At 40.3% G+C, this 18,819-nt stretch carries 16 protein-coding genes, 1 tRNA gene and 1 other RNA gene; 16 read left to right on the top strand and 2 right to left on the bottom strand.

The features are described 5' to 3' along the window. Positions 1-42: 42 nt before the first annotated feature. The 4 genes from H5115_RS04865 to H5115_RS04850 all read left to right on the top strand — a co-directional run bounded on the left by H5115_RS04865 (position 43) and on the right by H5115_RS04850 (position 6,378). Positions 43-118, top strand: a tRNA-Thr gene (locus H5115_RS04865). 458 nt (positions 119-576) lie between these two features. Next, complete coding sequence (locus tag H5115_RS04860; RefSeq protein ID WP_182673992.1) at positions 577-1,992, top strand: TolC family protein; 1,416 nt, start codon at positions 577-579, stop codon at positions 1,990-1,992. Continuing rightward, positions 1,982-3,298 carry an efflux RND transporter periplasmic adaptor subunit gene (locus H5115_RS04855; RefSeq protein ID WP_182671527.1) on the top strand — a complete coding sequence of 439 codons (1,317 nt, stop codon included), beginning with the start codon at positions 1,982-1,984 and terminating at the stop codon, positions 3,296-3,298. Before H5115_RS04860 ends, H5115_RS04855 begins: the two co-directional genes overlap by 11 nt. Then, positions 3,295-6,378 (top strand): efflux RND transporter permease subunit, encoded by a 3,084-nt coding sequence (locus tag H5115_RS04850; RefSeq protein ID WP_002962744.1) that lies wholly within the window; start codon positions 3,295-3,297, stop codon positions 6,376-6,378. The genes H5115_RS04855 and H5115_RS04850 overlap by 4 nt, the downstream gene beginning before the upstream one ends. A gap of 137 nt (positions 6,379-6,515) precedes the next feature. Here H5115_RS04850 and ssrS read toward each other — a convergent pair. Next, positions 6,516-6,698, bottom strand: a non-coding RNA gene (gene ssrS / locus H5115_RS04845) — 6S RNA. A gap of 193 nt (positions 6,699-6,891) precedes the next feature. On the opposite strand from ssrS, the gene H5115_RS04840 reads away from it, so the two are divergent. The 5 genes from H5115_RS04840 (at position 6,892) to H5115_RS04820 (ending at position 13,271) form a co-directional block, all read left to right on the top strand. Continuing rightward, positions 6,892-7,455 (top strand): UPF0149 family protein, encoded by a 564-nt coding sequence (locus tag H5115_RS04840; RefSeq protein WP_002962745.1) that lies wholly within the window; start codon positions 6,892-6,894, stop codon positions 7,453-7,455. Between the two features lie 28 nt (positions 7,456-7,483). Then, positions 7,484-8,806, top strand: coding sequence for a Xaa-Pro aminopeptidase (pepP, locus tag H5115_RS04835; RefSeq protein WP_182753942.1), 1,323 nt, complete (start codon positions 7,484-7,486; stop codon positions 8,804-8,806). 15 nt (positions 8,807-8,821) lie between these two features. Continuing rightward, entirely contained in the window at positions 8,822-10,009 is a 1,188-nt protein-coding gene (gene ubiH / locus H5115_RS04830) for a 2-octaprenyl-6-methoxyphenyl hydroxylase (protein ID WP_182753940.1), read from the top strand. Next, positions 10,006-11,172, top strand: a complete 1,167-nt coding sequence (locus H5115_RS04825) for an FAD-dependent monooxygenase (protein ID WP_182753938.1) — start codon at positions 10,006-10,008, stop codon at positions 11,170-11,172. The genes ubiH and H5115_RS04825 overlap by 4 nt, the downstream gene beginning before the upstream one ends. Before the next feature lie 197 nt (positions 11,173-11,369). Further along, complete coding sequence (locus tag H5115_RS04820) at positions 11,370-13,271, top strand: S9 family peptidase (RefSeq protein WP_259396329.1); 1,902 nt, start codon at positions 11,370-11,372, stop codon at positions 13,269-13,271. 264 nt (positions 13,272-13,535) lie between these two features. Here the strand turns inward: H5115_RS04820 and H5115_RS04815 are convergent, their stop codons facing one another. Beyond that, positions 13,536-14,735, bottom strand: a complete 1,200-nt coding sequence (locus tag H5115_RS04815; RefSeq protein ID WP_182753936.1) for an alpha/beta hydrolase-fold protein — start codon at positions 14,733-14,735, stop codon at positions 13,536-13,538. 375 nt (positions 14,736-15,110) lie between these two features. Here H5115_RS04815 and rpsF point away from each other — a divergent pair, with 375 nt between their 5' ends. From rpsF to H5115_RS04780, 7 genes are all read left to right on the top strand, one after another. Then, positions 15,111-15,452, top strand: a complete 342-nt coding sequence (rpsF, locus tag H5115_RS04810) for a 30S ribosomal protein S6 (protein WP_002962750.1) — start codon at positions 15,111-15,113, stop codon at positions 15,450-15,452. Between the two features lie 43 nt (positions 15,453-15,495). Continuing rightward, positions 15,496-15,813, top strand: coding sequence for a primosomal replication protein N (gene priB / locus H5115_RS04805; RefSeq protein WP_004588456.1), 318 nt, complete (start codon positions 15,496-15,498; stop codon positions 15,811-15,813). A gap of 12 nt (positions 15,814-15,825) precedes the next feature. Next, the gene (gene rpsR / locus H5115_RS04800) at positions 15,826-16,053 is read left to right on the top strand and encodes a 30S ribosomal protein S18 (RefSeq protein ID WP_002962753.1); all 228 of its coding nucleotides are present in this window, start codon (positions 15,826-15,828) and stop codon (positions 16,051-16,053) included. A 35-nt stretch (positions 16,054-16,088) separates the two neighbouring features. Continuing rightward, a complete protein-coding gene (rplI, locus tag H5115_RS04795) occupies positions 16,089-16,541 on the top strand; it encodes a 50S ribosomal protein L9 (protein WP_002962755.1) in 453 nt (150 codons plus the stop codon). A gap of 225 nt (positions 16,542-16,766) precedes the next feature. Continuing rightward, positions 16,767-17,315: an RNA polymerase sigma factor gene (locus H5115_RS04790; RefSeq protein WP_182753934.1), complete on the top strand. Its 549-nt coding sequence runs from the start codon at positions 16,767-16,769 to the stop codon at positions 17,313-17,315. Continuing rightward, positions 17,302-17,784: a hypothetical protein gene (locus H5115_RS04785; RefSeq protein WP_182753932.1), complete on the top strand. Its 483-nt coding sequence runs from the start codon at positions 17,302-17,304 to the stop codon at positions 17,782-17,784. The genes H5115_RS04790 and H5115_RS04785 overlap by 14 nt, the downstream gene beginning before the upstream one ends. Before the next feature lie 9 nt (positions 17,785-17,793). Then, on the top strand, positions 17,794-18,732 hold the full coding sequence (locus H5115_RS04780) for a DUF4097 family beta strand repeat-containing protein (RefSeq protein ID WP_182753930.1): 939 nt from the start codon (positions 17,794-17,796) through the stop codon (positions 18,730-18,732). The last annotated feature ends 87 nt before the right edge of the window (positions 18,733-18,819 follow it).

Here is an 18,819-nt window from a genome sequence, read left to right as displayed (position 1 = left end):
CAATCTTTAAAATTGAACGTGCCTTAGCACACAGTTTTGTGTGCCGACTTAGCTCAGCTGGTAGAGCAACTGACTTGTAATCAGTAGGTCAACCGTTCGACTCGGTTAGTCGGCACCATTTATTTTAGGTAACTTGAAGCAACTGACTTGTAATCAGTAGTCTGTATAAGTTACCCGATCGACTTTTTTAGTCGACACCATTTATCTAAAGCCCCGCTTATAGCGGGGCTTTTTTGTTTTCGATTTTAGAATTAAAAATACCCATAGTTAAGAGCAAAGCAACTGACTTGTAATCAGTAGTCTATATAAGTTACCTGCTCGAGTCGGTAGTCGGCACACTTATTTAAAGCCTCGCTTATAGCGGGCTTTTTTGTTTTTGTATAGTTAATCTCTTAAACACATTACAAAAAGTTAATTTTAGTATTAAAAATTGCTGATCATTTACTCATTTTTACCGTATAACTGGCTATTATGTTAATTCATCGCTAGCTATGTAATGTTATGTAAAGTAAGTTGAGCAAAATTTGCCAAAGTGCTTGAATTACGTTCATAAATAGCAGTAATTTAGGTTTAATTATGATTTGGCAATGCAAGCCAACCCTACTGGCAATTAGTGTGATGCTGCTCAGCGGCTGTGCGAGTGATTTAAACTCGTCGCAGCGCATGCAAGCGCCTAATAATATGCCTCAGCAATGGCAGCAAGAAGCATCAAGCTCAGTATTAAAAGTACAAGAGCAATGGCTTACACAATTACAAAATCCTACGCTTAATAAATTTGTACAACAAGCACTTAAAAATAACCAACAGCTTTTGCAAACGAGTTATGATGTTGAAATTCAAAAGCAGCAACTTATAGTCTCGGGCGCTGCACTTTGGCCAAGCCTCGATTTATCAACACGTACAAGCCGTAGTAAAGACAACCGCCCTGTAAGTTACGACAACGCAAGCTCAGCTAGTTTAAACTTAACTTACGAGGTTGATTTATGGGGTAAGCTCTCTGACGCCAAGCGCGAAGCTAATCTTAACTATTTAGCTCAGCAGGCACGGTTTGAGCAAGCTAAACAGCAACTTGTTGCTGATGTGGTAACAGGTTGGTTTGATGTGGTTACGGCGCAGCAATTACTGGATTTATTTAAACGTCGCGAAGCCAACTCACAACAAAATCTCGATATTATTGAAGCTGGCTATCGCCAAGGCATAAACGAAGCGCTCGATGTGTATTTAGCGCGTAATGAGCTTAATAATGAACGCTCTCGCATTGCCACTCAAACAGCGAGTTTATCGGCGTCAGCACGTTCACTTGAGCGTTTACTTGGTGAATACCCAAAAGGCGCTATTACTGCTAGTAGTGACTTACCTGTTATTAATACCGATATTCCTCTAGGATTACCTTCTGAACTTATTACGCGAAAACCTACTCTACGTGCAAGTTGGTATGAGCTTTTAGCAGCCGATGCATCATTGGCATATGCGCACAAACAACGCTTTCCAAGTTTAGATTTAACGGCTTCATTAAGCGATAGCACCGACAGAGTAAGCGACTTGTTTTCTCCATCAAGCCTTGCATGGTCTTTATTAGGTAGTATTTCAGCGCCACTTTTTGAAGGTGGGCGCTTAAAAGCCAACGAAGAAATAGCGCGTCTTAACACTCAAAAGCAAGAGCAGCTTTATTTGCAAACGCTTTATGACGCATTTGGTGATGTGGAAAATGCTATTTCACAGCAGCAGTCCCTCAAAGCTCAATATACAAGCACGTTAGAGGCACAAGAAAACGCACTTGCTGCAGAGCAATTGTCATTTGAGCAGTATCAAAGTGGCTTGGTAACTTACACGACAGTGCTTGATGCCCAAGATCGCTCTTTCGATGCGCAAAGCTCCTTAATCGATATTAAAAACCAATTAATAGCCAATAGAATTAACCTACACATTGCCCTTGGTGGTGATTTTGCAAAGCCCTCAAGTGAACTAAAGAGCAATAACGATGAAAACTAAAACAGCAAAAATTATTATTCCAGCGGTGGTTATTGTTGCCACAATTTTAATTGTTATGTTTATTAAGGGGAATCCACCAGAGGCTAAACGCTTTGGGGCACCCCCTAAGGCATCAATAAGTGTGGCTGCGCTTGAGCTAAAACCACAAAATTATCAAGTTATGATAGACAGCTACGGTACGGTAAAACCACGTACACAAAGTTTGTTAGTGGCTCAGGCATCTGGACAAATAATTGAAGTAAGTGATGACTTTAGAGAAGGCGGTTTTTTTGAAAAAGGCGATGTACTTTTAAAACTAGATGACAGAGATCATCAGGCTGAAGTTAAATCTGCTCAAGCCAATTTATTAACTGCAGAGCAAGGTTTACTAGAAGAAAAAGCGCGTGGGCAACAAGCTATTACCGATTGGAAGCGCCTTGGCGGTTCAAATCAAGCAAGCAGCTTAGTACTACGTGAACCACAACTAGCAGCCGCTGAAGCTGAGGTTTTATCGGCTCAGGCTGCACTTGAAAAAGCGATGCTTGATTTAGAGCGCACTAAAGTAACGGCGCCATATGCGGGGCGTATACTTAGCCGCAGTGTTGATTTAGGGCAAGTTGTTACTAACAACACACAGCTAGCTACTATTTACGCAATCGATAGCGTTGAGATTCGCTTACCAATTAAAAATAAAGATCTCCCATTTGTAAATTTACCAGAGCAGTATCGCGATGGTGCTAAAAACCAAGCGGGTTCAATTGTTAAATTTACTTCTGACTTAGTAGGTGAGCAAACGTGGCAAGGGCAATTAGCACGCACAGAAGGTGCTATAGATGAAGGCGCACAGCAGCTTTATGTAGTTGCTAAAATTAATGACCCGTATAAAGCAACAGCAAATAACCAGTACCCAATAAAAATTGGGCAGTATATAAAAGCGCAAATTACCGGCAGAACAGTATCTAACGCACTTATAATTCCTAACAGTACAATTTATCAAGGAACGTACGTTTACATTGTTGAAGATGGCGTACTTAAGCGCAAAGACATCACACTAGCTTGGCAAAATGCGACTCAGGCGATGATAAAAACCGGTTTAAACGCAAATGATAAACTTGTTATTACTCCACTTGGCCAAGTAAGTTCAGGAACTCAAGTAAGTATTTTAGGTGAACAAAGCGCAGATCAACCTAAAAGCCGTGGAGCGAATGGGCAAGGTAAAGGAAAGCGTCCGACTCCAGAGCAGCTTGAACAAAAAGCAAAAGAGCTTGGTATTAGTGTTGAAGAGTTAAAAAAACGCCGTCCAGCAAAGCAAGGAGATAAGCCATGATAGCTTGGTTTGCCAAAAACCATGTTGCTGCTAACTTATTGCTAGTAACACTGCTGCTGTCGGGGCTTTTTAGTTTATCGACTAAAATACCGCTTGAAGTATTCCCTTCATTCGAAACCGACATGATAAGCGTGAACGTAAGTTTGCGCGGTTCAACACCAGAGGATGTAGAGCAAGGTGTAACAATTCGTATAGAAGAAGCCGTACAAGATTTAGAAGGTATTAAGCAAATATTTAGCCGCTCTTCTGAAGGCTCAGGCTCTGTAACAATTGAAGTTGAAACGGGCTACGACCCGCGTGAGCTTTTAGCTGATATTAAAAGTCGTGTAGATGCAATTAATACCTTTCCAGCCGATGCTGAAAAGCCAATAGTCGCGCTTGCGGAGCGAATTCGCGAAGTTATCGCGGTTACCGTATCAAGTGATTACGGCGAAAAAGAAACCCGTGAATACGCAGAAACAGTACGCGATCAAATTCTACGCTTACCAAATGTGACGCAGGTAGAGCTAAGTGGTGTTCGTGATTACGAAATTGCCATTGAAGTAAGCCAAGACGTTCTTCGCCAGTACGATTTAAGCCTTGCACAAATATCGAGTGCCATTGCTAATTCAAGCTCTGATATTTCTGCTGGTAACTTAAAAACTGAAGGTGGGGACGTACTTATAAGCTCTAAAGGGCAAGCATATCGTAAAGATGAATTTGCCAATATTGTTGTTAAAAACCAAGCTGACGGCACGATTATTCGTTTAGGCGATATTGCAATAATTAAAGACGATTTCGAAGAAACCCCAGTACGTACTCGCTTTAATGGTAAGCAGGCTGCATTTATCGACGTATATCGAATTGGTCCGCAAAGTGCGATTACTGTTGCTGACGAAGTTAAAAACTACATAAAAGAGCAACAAAGCTCCCTTCCACAAGGATTTGAACTAAGTTACTGGGATGATGATTCGGAGCTGGTTAAAAGTCGAATTGCCACACTAACGACCAATGCCCTACAAGGCGGTATTTTAGTACTTGCTTTACTTACTTTGTTTTTACGCCCTGCAATTGCATTTTGGGTATTTATTGGTATTCCGGTTTCGTTTATGGGCGCGTTTATAGCGATGCCTATTTTTGGCGTAACCCTTAATATTATGAGCTTATTTGGCTTTATATTAGTACTTGGGATTGTTGTTGATGACGCCATAGTTACTGGCGAAAATGTCTATACCCACTTAAAAACAGCTAAGTCGGGGGAGCAAGCTGCAATTTTAGGTACTCAAGAAGTCGCAACACCAGTAACGTTTGGTGTATTAACTACCGTTGCCGCCTTTTTACCTTTGGCCTTTATTGAAGGGGCGCGCGGTGCTTTGTTTGCACAAATACCGGTAGTGGTTATTCCGGTATTATTGTTTTCATTGATTGAATCTAAATTTGTACTACCCGCACATTTAAAATATATAAAACTACGCCACGAAAAAGGCGAACCTTCAAAGTTTGATGTTATTCAACAGCGTTTTGCAGATGGATTTGAAAACGCGATTCTAAAATATTACCAACCCACTTTAAATTTAGCACTGCGCCATAAATTGGCTTCGGTAAGTTTGTTTGTTGGTGTGTTTATAATAATTTTAACCATGATCACTAGTGGTTGGACTAAGTTTGTATTTTTCCCGCGTATACCAAGCGAAACAGTCCGCGTTAACTTAACACTACCAACAGGTACGCCATTTGAAGTCACTAATAAATACGTAATTGATATGTCGCAAAAGGCGCAGCAATTACAAGAAAAATACCGCGACCCAGATACAGGTGAAAGCGTTATTTTAAATATATTAGCCACAACAGGCGGGCGCGGTGGTGTATCTAATTCAGGTTCTGTACGCTTTGAAATAACACCGGCTGAAAAGCGTGAATCAGACATAGGATCAAGAGAGCTTGCCAGCGAATGGCGCGATTTAATTGGTGTCATTCCAGGCGCTGAAAGCTTAACGTTTAGAGCTGAAATTGGCCGAAGTTCTGACCCAATTGATGTTCAGCTTAGCGGGACTTCGTTGACTATTTTACAAGACGTGGCTGATCACATTAAAACCCGTTTATCGACCTACCCAACGGTATTTGATATTGCAGATAGCATGTCTGATGGTAAAGAAGAGTTACAAATAGAGCTTACGCAGCAGGGCTTAGCGCTGGGCTTAAATAGAGTTAATGTTGCAGGTCAAGTGCGTAACTCGTTCTTTGGCTCGCAAGTCCAACGTATTCAGCGCGGGCGTGATGATGTACGTGTAATGGTTCGCTTGCCTATAGACGAGCGCCGCTCAGTTGCCGATTTACAAAATATACTCATCAATACACCTACTGGTGGTTCGGTGCCGTTATCGCATGTTGCAACCCTTACCGCAGGGCAAAGCCCGTCAACTATTAACCGAATAGACCGCTACCGTACTTTAAATGTAACAGCGGATATCGAAAAAAATAACACCAACATGACCATACTTCAGGCTGACCTAACGGAGTATTTAGATGAATTAATGCAGCAATATCCTGGAGTAGATTACAAACTAGAAGGTGAAGCTAAAGAGCAGCGAGAGTCGTTTGGCTCATTGGCATGGGCACTTGTGTTTGTATTTTTCATAATTTATGCGCTATTAGCGATACCGCTTAAGTCTTACTTACAGCCAATTATAGTAATGAGTGTAATTCCATTTGGCATGATAGGTGCAGTAGTCGGGCATTGGATTATGGGCATGGATTTAACCATTATGAGCTTGCTTGGTATGCTCGCCCTAACTGGGGTGGTAGTAAATGACTCCCTTGTACTAGTTGATTTTATCAATAAAAAGCGCAGTGAAGGCGGCAAATTACTAGATGCAGTTAAACTTGCCGGTGCATCGCGTTTTCGCCCTGTAATGCTAACAAGTTTAACGACCTTTATTGGCTTAATGCCGTTATTATTTGAAAAAGCGACTCAGGCGCAGTTTTTAATACCCATGGCGGTAAGTTTAGGGTTTGGGATTATTTTTGCTACCTTTATTACTTTATTGTTAGTGCCAATAAACTACATGATGATGGAGCGCTTTCAAGGTTGGTTTAAGTAAATAAGCGTAAGCATTTAAAATTTAGCTGTAAGTAAGAAATTGCTTGCAGCTTTTTTTTGCCAAAAATTATAAAAATAATGTACGAAGGTATAGCAAAAAAATGAATAAGCAATAAGAGGGAGTATAAAAATAAGAAGGTGTTCCCCAAGATACGGTACCCGGTTTCAGTCCTGAAACCAGAAGGTTTCAGGGCGGAAATCTGCGGTTTACCGTAGGCTTCTCGGTACATGCCGAGCTTGCACAATAGTAGACGAACAGAAATCCTGGTATAAAATTTATCGGCTCAGGGACTTAACCAAGCTCCGGTACCCCAGGGAACAATTTAAGTATATAAGACATAATCCAATCCTTAAACCCTAAACGTAAAAAATTAAACCGTTCGCTTAGTTTTCCCGCACCTTTAACTCGTCATTTACTTTATCGCATGGTTTTTGAGCTTGATCATACAATTAATTGGAGTTGCTTTTTATCGAGTGGTAGCATTGCCTTAACTTGCAAAGCGAAGATTCGATTATGAACGATTTACCCGATTACGAAAAAGCTCAACTGCTTTTAGAAAAAAACGAAATATTTGTATCACCTGCCGAAGCGCATGGTGTAATTAGTGGTTTACTTGCGTGTGGTTTAACCATTGACGACAAAGAATACTTAGGCCTTTTGAGCGATGTGTTTAACGATGGTGAATCATTTAGTAACGATTTAAAGCAGTTTTTTGGCACTATTTATAAGCAAGTAGTTGCGAGCTTTAATGATGACGAGTTTCAGTTTGATTTATTTTTACCAAACGATGACGAAACACTCATCGATCAGGCTAATGGCCTCGTATCATGGGTAGCAGGGTTTATGCTTGGTTTTGGCTTAAAGCAAAAAGATTACGGTAAGTTATCAAGCGATGTTAAAGAAGTTATTACTGACTTTAGTGAAATCACTCGCCTAGATACCACTTTTGAAGAAACCGAAGAAGACAGCCAAGCGCTGCACGAAGTGATTGAATATGTGCGCGTATCAGCACTACTTTGTTTTGCAGAGCTTGGTAAAGAGCAAAACACGCAAAGTACTAAAAAAACACTTCATTAGTTTAAAAAGTTAAACGGGTTGGTTAATAATGGTTGAAGTACAAAAGTCAGAATTTAAAGCACGCCGTGAGCGTTTACTTGCGCAAATGGATAAAAATAGCGTTGCTATTATTCCCGCTGCGAGCGAAGTGACGCGTAGCCGCGATACCGAATATGCATTTAGACAAGATAGCGACTTTTTCTATTTAACAGGCTTTAACGAACCCGACGCTGTACTTGTACTATGTAACAACAGCGATGCTCCCAGTACTTTATTTTGCCTAGATAAAGACAAGCTTGCCGAAATTTGGCATGGCCGCAGAGTTGGCTTTGATAAAGCTAAAAGTGACTACTTGTTTGATGAAGCTTACCCACTAAGTGAATTAAACGATAAGCTACTCGATATACTAAATGAAAAAGATGCGATTTATTTTGCACAAGGTGCTTATCCTTCATTTGATACCAAAGTGTTTACGTTACTAGGTACACTTAGAAGTGGTGCGCGAAAAGGCCTCAAAGCACCGAGTACTTTAAAAGAAATACGCGGCCTTATTCATGAAATGCGTTTGTTTAAATCGCCAAGCGAAGTAAATGTTATGCGAGAAGGCTGTGAAATTAGTGCGCGAGGGCATATGCGCGCTATGCGTTTTTCACACCCCGGAGCTACTGAATTTCAGCTAGAGGCTGAGCTGCATCATCATTATGCCATGAATGGTGCGCCGCACCCTGCATACGGCACAATTGTTGGTAGTGGCGACAACGCCAATATTTTACATTACACGCAAAATAGCGACGTATTAAAAAATGGCGACCTGGTACTTATAGACTCCGGTTGCGAGCTACAAGGTTACGCCGCCGATATCACCCGTACTTTTCCAGTAAATGGTCAGTTTAGCGAAGAGCAAGCCGCGCTTTATTATATTGTACTTAAAGCGCAAGAAGTTGCTTTTGATGAAGTAAAACCAGGTGGTTACATGTCGCATGCTAATAAACTAGCAATGGAAGTAATGACTCAAGGTTTACTTGATTTAGGTATTTTAACCGGCGACTTTGACGAGCTAATGGCAAAAGGTGCATGTAAAGAATATTACATGCACGGGCTCGGGCATTGGCTTGGTTTAGATGTACATGATGTTGGCGATTACAAAGTAAATAACGTTGAGCGTGCATTTGAGCCGGGTATGGTACTCACCATAGAGCCTGGGCTTTATATCAGCGAAGACTCAAGCGCACCGCAAAAATACAAAGGCATTGGTATTCGTATCGAAGATAACTTGCTAGTTACCGAAACAGGCCATGAAAACTTGACCCTAAGCGTGCCTAAAAAAATTAGCGATATAGAAGCACTTATGCAAAGTGCTAAAAACGTATAAAGCTCGGAGAGTAAAGTGGCTAAGCAGTTTGATGTAGTTATTATTGGCGGTGGTTTAGCAGGAGCAAGCTGCGCATTAAGTGTGGCTAAAACTAATCCCGCGTTAAATATTGCCGTTGTAGAAGCTAATCAAGTAACCGGCGACTACCACCCAAGCTTTGACGACAGAAGCATTGCACTTGCTCAGCAATCGGTAGAGTATTTACAAAGCCTCAATTTATTTGAACAAAATGCCCCTTACACCGCCGCAATCAAAAAAGTGAGCGTGTCTGATAGAGGCCACTTTGGAAAAGTGCACATTAATTGCGACGAATTTGCTAAGCCTTCACTTGGTTACGTAGTAGAAGTTAACCCTTTTGGCCGAGCGCTCCACCTGCGTTTAACGCAATCAAATATTACGCTTTTGTGCCCCGATAGCGTAATTGCCATTGAGCAAACCCTGCATAGCAATACACTCACCCTGCAAAGCGGCGAGCAATTAAACGCAGCGCTATTGGTTATTGCTGATGGCGCACAATCACCAACACGTAGTTTACTTGGGCTTGGTTTTAATACCCAGCCTTATGAACAAGGCGCTATTATTGCTAATGTAGAAGTGGCTGGTGGGCATAATAATCATGCCTTTGAGCGCTTTACACAAAACGGGCCTATGGCGTTATTACCCATGAGCAATAACCGTTATTCGTTGGTGTGGTGTATGAGCCAAGATCAAGTCGAACAGCACATGGCACTTAATGAACAAGGTTTTTTAAGTGCCCTACAAAGCGCGTTTGGTTATCGCGGTGGGCAATTTACTAAAGTAGGCATGCGCACGAGTTACCCGCTCGTTTACGGGCAAGTCGAGTCTTTGACTGCGCACCGTACAGTGGTTATTGGTAATGCTGCACATGCTATTCATCCTATTGCAGGGCAAGGTTTTAATTTAGGCCTTCGCGACGTGCAAGTACTTAGTAATTTAATAGCAAACAGCCAACACGGTTTAGGCAGCTATGCGTTTACACGTGAATATTCAAAAAAGCGCAGTGATGATATAAAAACCGTAATGAGCTTAACCGATGCACTTGTTAGGATTTTTTCAAACTCATCGCGAGTGCTCGCATTGGGGCGCAGTATTGGGTTGTTTTCGATGGATTTATTTCCCGCATTAAAAGCGCCATTAGCCAAACAGTTAATGGGGCAAGTTAAACAAGGTAGGCGTTTATGAAGCAAGCACAGGTTTGTATTGTAGGTGGTGGCTGCGTAGGGCTAACACTAGCACTTGGATTGGCAAAAGCCGATATAAGCGTCGTTGTACTCGACGGCGCACCAACACAAGTGTTGCCAACTGACGAATATGGTTTGCGCGTAAGCGCGCTAAGCATTGCAAGTCAAACCTTGCTTGAGCAATTAAATGTATGGCCAGAAATTATCGCACAGCGAGCTTGCGCTTATACGCATATGGATGTACGTGATGCCGACAGTTTTGGCAAAATAGCGTTTGATAACAAACAACTTGAGCTTGAGCATTTAGGCCATATTGTTGAAAACGACATTATCCGCTACGCGCTTATAAAAGAGCTAGAGCAACAACCAAGTGCCACGCTAATGTTTGATACGCAGTATCAGCAAATACATCAAAGCGAATCAGATGTATTTATAACGCTTAAAAGCGGCGAGCCAATTATTGCAAAACTGCTGGTGGCCGCTGATGGGGCAAACTCAGCTATTCGCAAACAATTTAATATGGCACTTAGCTTTAAAGATTACGATCACCATGCGCTAGTCGCAACCGTAAAAACCAAAGAGCCGCACGAAAACACCGCACGCCAAGTGTTTTTACCAACCGGGCCGCTGGCATTTTTACCTCTGAGCGATGCAAATACGCATTCAATAGTATGGTCTACTAGCCCAAACTACTGCGATGAGCTGCTTGCAATGAACGATAGTGCCTTTAATAAAGCTGTTATGGCTGCAATAGATGGCCAATGCGGGCTATGTGAAGTGCAAAGTGCGCGCGCAGCTTTCCCACTTAAAATGCGCTACGCCCAGCAATGGGTTGCAGGAAAAGTGGTACTCATTGGCGATGCTGCACATACAATCCATCCACTTGCAGGGCTTGGTATGAACCTAGGCCTAAAAGATGCGGCTTATTTAATTGAGCTTTTAACAAGTAATAATAAAGAATTTGCAAGCGCGCGCACACTTCGCGATTACGAACGTACCCGTAAGCTCGATGCGCAAAAGCACATAGCCATGATGCAAGGGTTAAAAGAGCTATTTGCAGGTGCAAATCCGGTTAAAAAACTTATCCGCGGAGTAGGGCTGTCACTCGTTGATAATTTAGGCCCAATAAAACACCTGTTCGCCAAAGAAGCGATAGGAAAGTGATGTAGGTTGAGTGAAACAAAACCCCACGAGAAAAGCGGTTAGTTATTCGCTTTTAATAAAAAACCGATGTTTAATTTAAGCATCGGTTTTTTATTAAAATAAATTAAGTACTTACTTTGTATGTTTTTTCGGTAAACTTTGTTATTTTTACATTAAATATAATAAAAAGTTTTTACTAAATTTTAAGGAAGAAATAAATGTTAAAAATAACACTCTTATTTTTTTTATTAACTGCGTCTGTAGTTCATGCAAAAGATAAACCGTGGGAGTCTTACGCTAAACTTCCAATGGTAGAGCAACCACAAATATCGCCAAATGGAGAAATGATAGCAACACTTTATAATACTGCTGAAGGCCCTACTATCAGTTTAGCTAAATTTCCTAGTATCGAATTCAATATATTAGCAAGTCTCAAAAAAGATAAAGACAGAGTCGACTTTATTCGTTGGTCAGGTAATAAATATATCATTGTTTCTGCTAGTTACCCTGAATATGTCAATGGTCAATACATGAGAGTTTCAAGGTTATATTCGATCAATGTTGAAACCAATGAAAGTAAAATGCTAACTACGCGACGTTTTTCTGAATATAAGTGGTATAGATATCAGAGTTTCAGACTCGTTTCCTCACTTAAAAATGAGCCAGATTTCGCGCTAGTGTCAACGTTTGATGAAAAAGATAAAGCTTATTCTGTTTTTAAAGTTGAATTAGGTGATTCTAGTTTTGATAAAATTCAGAGGAATAAAGAAAATATTGGAAGTTGGTATGCAGACCCTAAGGGAGTTTTACGCCTGGGGATCGCAATTGATAAAAAAGATGATAAGTTTATTGCTTCAATATGGTATCGAGCAAAGAAAGATGAAGCATTAAAAATGATTCATACCCATATATTGGGTGAAGATAGTACTTTCTCCATCCAAGGCCTTAATGAAGATGGTACAAAAGCTTACGTCCTTTCTGATCGTGTATTAAACAGACAAGCTTTATGGTCATATGATATCGAGTCAGGGGAGTTTGAAGAGCTTGTTTATAGCAATGATAAATACGATATAAATAATGCAATCGTTAATAGTGAGGGCGATTTTATAGGGGTTGGCTACTATGATGATTTCTACAAGAGCCATTATTTTTCAGAGGTAGACGGTAAGCAAGAGCTTATGGTTACTAATTTATTTGGTGATAAGCAAGCTAGTATTGTTAGCCGTAGTAAAGATAGAACACGAATTCTTGTAAATGTAATAAGTGATTCAGTCAGCCCTACTTATTATTATTTTGATTTAAACACAAAGAAGGGCGGCGCTTGGTTATCTAAATTTCCTTATTTAGCACGTAATAAATTTGTACCAGTGCAAAACTATAGCTTTAAAGCGAGCGATGGAGCTGAAATCTCAGGCTATTTTACAAAACCAGAAGGGATTAAAACTCCGCCGCTAATTGTTATGCCTCACGGAGGACCGCATAGTCGAGACTACAAATACTTTAATCGAGAGCTTCAATATTTAGTTAGTTTAGGTTATGCGGTATTGCAAGTGAACTTCAGGGGCTCAGAAGGTTTTGGTAGCGCTTTTGAAACTGATGGTTATTATCAGTGGGGTAAACGTATGCAACAAGACGTATATGATGCAATGGATTGGGCTACTAGAACCGGATTAACATCAAAAAATAATGCATGTATTTATGGCGCAAGTTATGGTGGTTATGTTGCATTAACAGCTGCATGGCAAGAACCCGAACGCTTTAAATGCATTATTAGTATTTCTGGAATATCGGATCTAAAAGGGTTAGTTGAAGATGAAGAGCGACAAGATGCTTACCTAGGTAATATTGTTGATATGACTGATAGTAAAGCCGTTGATGCATTATTTGAGGTTTCGGCAATCAATATGATTAACCGAATTAAAGCCCCAATTTTGCTTATCCATGGGACAAAAGATACGAGAGTTGACTATCGACAATCAAAATATTTTTATGATAAGGCAAAGCGAAACCTAGATATAAAGTATGTTGAAATTGATGACGGAACACACTTTTTTGATGATCCAGAAAGCTTAAAAGTACAATACAAAGAGGTTACTGAGTTTCTTAAAAAGCATTTGTAAGTAAATCAAATGAGCTTTTTTATTCAAAACCGATCTTTAATTTAAACATCGGTTTTTTTATAATGGTTTTAAATATATTAAAAGCTTCGCTTTTCACACGAGCAAGCTCGGCGTCTTGTATCTCTCATTGATAAATGATTAGTTATCATTTATCACATCGGAGTCACTGAGCTTAATTTTACCTGTAGGCGTTTAGTTGGCTGACGCGACGAGCCTAGCTCGTAATTACTATCGTTAGCTAAAAAGTGCTTTGCGTTAAATCAGTTACAAATTCTTTTGTGCTTCATTCATCATATCCTTGAGCGCATCAACTAACATTGGATCTCGCGAGTTTTGCTTAGCAAGTTCTAATGCGTGTTTCATACTGGTGACGGCCTCTTTGAACTGCTTATTTGCAGTATAGCCTTGCGATAAACGCATGTGAGAATAGGCTGCATTTGGGTAATGGGTAGCAAAGTGTTTAAGCGTGGTAACAGCTTTAGCTGTGTTACCAAATTTTTGCTGGCTATGAGCAAACTCTACATATACATCTTGTGGAATTTTAAGCTCAAACCCATATTTATCACTCAGTGCTTGGTAGTAACCTGTAATGAGCGATACATCAGCAAATCTTCCGTGCTCGTCAGTAACGCTAAAAATTAGGTCGCCAAATAAGTGAATTAGGCTATCGCTAAGGGCTGGTAGTATGGTGCCCATATGGCTAAAAGTAGGGTAATGCTTATATTCCCATTTTAGCTGTGTGGGCATTTGTTGCTCTAAATTTACTAAAGTATTTAATACACCTGTATAAAAGCGTGACCCTTCACTTGCTACACTAATAAATAGCGATTGACCGCCTTTAGGATTTTTAGTGTATTTTATAATATTATTTTTTAATTCTTCATCACTCCACCAACTGTTTGGGCTTATAGCTATATAGTTATTAAATAACTCAGGCTGATTAACTAAAGTATAAAGCGCTAAAGTACCTGCATTAGAGTGGCCAATTAAGGTGTTGTAGCCGTTAGTTGAGTAGTTAGAATTTATGTATGGCATAAGTTCGTCAGACACAAACTTCAAAAACTCGTCAGTTTGCCCCGCTTCAGGCCATTTATTTTGAACAAAGGTTTGAAACTCAGTTTTAGGCTCACCATCTACTTTAGGTAAGTAATCGCGAACACGGTTAGTTGTATCAATACCAACGAGCATTGCGTTAGGTATCTGCTCGTAATCAACAAGGGATTTAATAACCCCAGACGCCGTATGAAAGTGCTCAACACCATCAAGTAAATAAATAACATAAAGCGGTTGGTCATCTTTTACGGTGTCAGGTATGAAAATTTTGATAGGCCTGTCTTCGTTAAGTATTTTTGATTGCAGAATGACTTTTTTACCAACGGTTATGTCAGTTGTATTGGTTTTTGCGTGGCTTAAAAATGGTGTACTAAAAGTAAGTATTAATACAAGCGATAGTAAGAGCTTCATAAATATCCTTATTTAATAATGTATTGCTTAATAATTGCACGGCTTTAAGTTTGAGTAAATACTTATATTTTGAGGCAGGTGTTAGACTTAAGTAATTCAAAGCTGCGCTTTTTACGCGCGCAAGCTTGGCGTATATGATAAATATTAAACTGCGAGTTTAGCTTTTCCTTTAGGCCTACGGCTTGCTAACGGGATGAGCGAAGCTCGCAATAATTGCCTTTAAACTCTTATCTATAAAAGCTTAAAAAACCTGCTTGCTTAATTATCCGTCTAAGCGTAAAATGCGCGCTCATTTCGGCTTTTAAACTATTAATTCCTTGCCTTAAACCGACCGGCCGAAACGGTAGAAGGCTCTATTAACCGTAAGGAATATCCATGCGTCATTACGAAATCGTATTCATGGTTCACCCTGATCAGAGTGAGCAAGTAACTGGTATGATCGAACGTTATACTGGTTCTATCACTGAAGCTGGTGGTACTATCCACCGTCTTGAAGACTGGGGCCGCCGTCAACTGGCTTACCCAATCAACAAGCTTCATAAAGCTCATTATGTTCTTATGAACGTTGAAGCACCTACTGAAGTAATCAGCGAGCTAGAAACTACTTTCCGCTACAACGATGCAGTGCTTCGTAACTTAGTTATGCGTACTAAAAATGCTGTAACTGAAGCGTCTCCTCTTGCAAGAGAAGAGAAGAAAGAAGCACCAGCTGCTTAATTGTTTTGAGTCCTAGCATGGCATGTAGTCAGCAGTTATTATAATGGTTAGCCCATATATGAATCAGCTGGTTATATCTGGGGTAGTTTGTAAAACTCCCAAGTTTAGCCAAAGCCCTGCTGGCATCCCGCATTGTATTTTTGTTGTAGAACATAAATCAATGCAAACCGAAGCAGACCTTAACCGTAATAGTTATGTGAGGCTTCAGGTAGTTGCCAGTGGAAAGCAAATGCAACAACAGACTCAACATTTGCACGTTGGGCAGGCATTGCAAGTGAGTGGTTTTTTAAATCGCCACGAAGGTCGTAACGGCCTTAGCCAATTGGTTTTGCATGCTCAGCATATAGAAAGAATTATTTGAGGAATTAATCTCATGGCACGTTATTTCAGACGTCGTAAGTTCTGCCGCTTTAAAGCGGAAGGCGTACAACAAATCGATTACAAAGATCTAGCTACTCTTAGAAACTATGTTACAGAAAGTGGCAAAATCGTACCTAGCCGTATCACAGGTACTAGCGCTAAATACCAGCGCCAGCTAGCAACTGCTATTAAGCGTGCTCGCTACTTAGCCCTTCTTCCATACACTGACTTACATAAGTAAGCAGCGGATTAACAGTTTTTAAAAGGTGTAGAAACATGCAAGTTATTCTACTAGATAAGATCGCTAACCTAGGTAGCCTAGGTGAACAGGTTGTAGTTAAATCTGGTTTCGCACGTAACTTCCTTTTCCCGCAAGGTAAGGCAGTTCCTGCGACTAAAGCTAACATTGAAACGTTTGACGCTCGTCGTGCAGAACTTGAAGCGAAAATCGCTGAACAGTTAGTTGCTGCACAAGCACGCGCTGAAAAACTAGAAGCATTAGCAGAAGTTACATTAGTATCTAAAGCTGGTGACGAAGGTAAGTTATTCGGTTCAATCGGTACTCGTGACATCGCTGACGCTATCTCAGCTGTTGGTGTTGAAGTTGCTAAGTCAGAAGTTCGTTTGCCTCTAGGTACTATCCGTGAGACTGGTGAATTTGACGTATCAATTTCAGTTCACTCAGACGTAACGGCTACTATCAAAGTAATCGTAATCGCTGAAGCTTAATTTTTAATTAAGCTAAAAAAGCCGTGCTATTAGCACGGCTTTTTTGTGCCTATAATTTGGCTAACTTCATTAGTTGAGGGCACAGTTTAATACAACCTCGCATAAGCTCCTTTTTATTCAATTATTTTTTCATTCCTTTTAAACCTTTTCGAACTGTCATTACGTCTAACTTATCAATACACTTAAATAGCACTCAACAATAATAATTAAAAGGCGGCATCACGGATGTTACACGTTAAACCCGAACCAACGTCTTTGTGCGAAGCTGCACTCATTGAGCGAGTTAAATCGGGTGATCAAGGCGCATACACAACGCTTTATGAGTTACATATAAAACGAGTATACGGTTTATGTTTACGCTTATTAGCAGACCAAGCACACGCCGAAGACGCCGCCCAAGAGGTATTTGTACAGGTATGGCATAAAATAGCATTGTTTGATGGGCGTTCGCAGTTTTCTACTTGGCTATATAGTGTTGCCAGTAATGTAGCGATAAGTTACCTGCGCAAGCAAAAAAACTGGTTACAAAAAGTAGTAAGTATTGAACACAGCGGTATGGATGAGCAATCAGCTAACGACTGCAAAGGCTTAAATGGCCTCGATAAGTTAATAGTAAGGCTTCCTGAGCGCGCACGTATGGTATTTGTATTATTTGCTATTGAAGGTTACAGGCACGAGGAAATCGCGGAGCAATTAGGTATGGCTGTTGGTTCAAGTAAGTCACAATATCATCGTGCTAGGCAGTTATTACAAGAGTGGTATGAAAATGAGTAAACCGAACTTTAACGACTACTTAAACAAGTCATTAAACACGCTTGATAAAGAAATTACGCCACAAAAAGATTTATGGGCGGGGATTGAGCGAGCAATTGTTAATAATAAGCAGAACCCAAAGAGCACTATTATTTGGCCAAAACTAAAGGCAATAGCAGCGTGTACTGTGGCTGCTTTAATTGCTGTTAATATATTTGTTATAGCACCTGAACCACAGCCCGTAGTGGCTATAAGTGATTACTTTTCGGATAAAAAAAATAGTTTGTTAGTTGAATACGAAAATAAAGAAGCATTAACCACTAACTGGCAAACGCAACTACAAGAACTTGAAGAAGCTGAACAAGCAATAAAGCAAGCTCTTGAAAACGAACCACAAAACCAAGCGCTACTGACAATGTTAGCGCAAATATATCAACAACAACTTGATTTAATTAACAAGGTGCACGCGCCACGTTGGCAGCACATTTAGGAGTACGATATGAAAGCGATTTTATTAGGACTGAGCTTATTTCCACTGGCGGCATTTGCAGGTGAAAAAATAGATAAGCAAATAGACGTACCAAGTGGCGGCACTATTTTTATTGAAAACCAACGCGGTGATATACATATTACAGGCTGGGATAAAAACGAATTTAAAGTATCTGGCGAGCTTGATGATAAAGCACAGGGTTATGAGCTTAAAACAAGTGGCGATAAAACACAGTTTATTGTAAAAATGCCCCGTAAATCAAATTGGGGCAATAGTGGTGACGGCTCAAACCTAACTATATTTATGCCTAAAAGCAGTAGTTTAGAGTTTGCTGGCGTTAATGTATCGGTGACTGCAAAGGCGCTTAAAAACGGCGCAGAAGTTGATGTGGTTAACGGCGAAATTACGGTAGATGATATTACTGGCAACATTAAGCTCACCACTGTAAATGGTGATGTGAACGCTGAGAACTTAAACGGGAATATTCAGTTTGAAACCGTAAATGGTGAAATTAACGATAGGCAATCAAGTGGTGAGCTGCGTTTTAGCGCTGTTAATGGTGATATTAAATCAACTTCAAGCGCTAATGATGTACGCCTTGAAAACGTAAATGGCGATATAGAATTTACGCTATCGGCTATTAAAAACCTACGTATTAATACGGTCAATGGCGAAGCAGAAGTACAGATTAACGAGCTTTTAAAAGGCGGTGATGTACGTTTTGAATCAGTAAGTGGTGATGCCGACTTTTATTTCCCACAAAGTGTATCAGCAAAGTTTGAAATTAAAGCCCATGCTAATGGTAAAATCATTAACAAAGTCAGTAGTGACAAAGTCAGTAAAGCTAAATATGGCCCAGCCAGTGATTTAGAGTTTAGTATTAATGGCGGTAATGCAAATGTTGAAATGGATACCATAAGTGGACGAATAGAGCTTCGTACCAAATAACACTCATTCCCCATCACGATTACAAAAAGCAGGAAAGATTTCCTGCTTTTCTATTTGCACAGCCCCTGCAAGTCGATAGAATAGAGC

The organism is Pseudoalteromonas sp. SR44-2, assembly GCF_014163745.1.
In the GTDB taxonomy this organism is placed as follows: Bacteria; Pseudomonadota; Gammaproteobacteria; order Enterobacterales; family Alteromonadaceae; genus Pseudoalteromonas; species Pseudoalteromonas distincta.
The sequence above is the reverse complement of the archived record's forward strand: the minus strand, read 5'-3'. Positions and strand labels throughout refer to the sequence as shown.

What these genes read in the sequence shown, in the direction of transcription:
- H5115_RS04860 (WP_182673992.1), top strand. Translation starts at nt 577, where the DNA reads ATGATTTGGCAATGCAAGCCAACCCTACTGGCAATTAGTGTGATGCTG.
- H5115_RS04855 (WP_182671527.1), top strand. Translation starts at nt 1,982, where the DNA reads ATGAAAACTAAAACAGCAAAAATTATTATTCCAGCGGTGGTTATTGTT.
- H5115_RS04850 (WP_002962744.1), top strand. Translation starts at nt 3,295, where the DNA reads ATGATAGCTTGGTTTGCCAAAAACCATGTTGCTGCTAACTTATTGCTA.
- H5115_RS04840 (WP_002962745.1), top strand. Translation starts at nt 6,892, where the DNA reads ATGAACGATTTACCCGATTACGAAAAAGCTCAACTGCTTTTAGAAAAA.
- pepP (WP_182753942.1), top strand. Translation starts at nt 7,484, where the DNA reads ATGGTTGAAGTACAAAAGTCAGAATTTAAAGCACGCCGTGAGCGTTTA.
- H5115_RS04825 (WP_182753938.1), top strand. Translation starts at nt 10,006, where the DNA reads ATGAAGCAAGCACAGGTTTGTATTGTAGGTGGTGGCTGCGTAGGGCTA.
- H5115_RS04820 (WP_259396329.1), top strand. Translation starts at nt 11,370, where the DNA reads ATGTTAAAAATAACACTCTTATTTTTTTTATTAACTGCGTCTGTAGTT.
- H5115_RS04815 (WP_182753936.1), bottom strand. Translation starts at nt 14,735, where the DNA reads ATGAAGCTCTTACTATCGCTTGTATTAATACTTACTTTTAGTACACCA.
- rpsF (WP_002962750.1), top strand. Translation starts at nt 15,111, where the DNA reads ATGCGTCATTACGAAATCGTATTCATGGTTCACCCTGATCAGAGTGAG.
- priB (WP_004588456.1), top strand. Translation starts at nt 15,496, where the DNA reads ATGGTTAGCCCATATATGAATCAGCTGGTTATATCTGGGGTAGTTTGT.
- rpsR (WP_002962753.1), top strand. Translation starts at nt 15,826, where the DNA reads ATGGCACGTTATTTCAGACGTCGTAAGTTCTGCCGCTTTAAAGCGGAA.
- rplI (WP_002962755.1), top strand. Translation starts at nt 16,089, where the DNA reads ATGCAAGTTATTCTACTAGATAAGATCGCTAACCTAGGTAGCCTAGGT.
- H5115_RS04790 (WP_182753934.1), top strand. Translation starts at nt 16,767, where the DNA reads ATGTTACACGTTAAACCCGAACCAACGTCTTTGTGCGAAGCTGCACTC.
- H5115_RS04785 (WP_182753932.1), top strand. Translation starts at nt 17,302, where the DNA reads ATGAAAATGAGTAAACCGAACTTTAACGACTACTTAAACAAGTCATTA.
- H5115_RS04780 (WP_182753930.1), top strand. Translation starts at nt 17,794, where the DNA reads ATGAAAGCGATTTTATTAGGACTGAGCTTATTTCCACTGGCGGCATTT.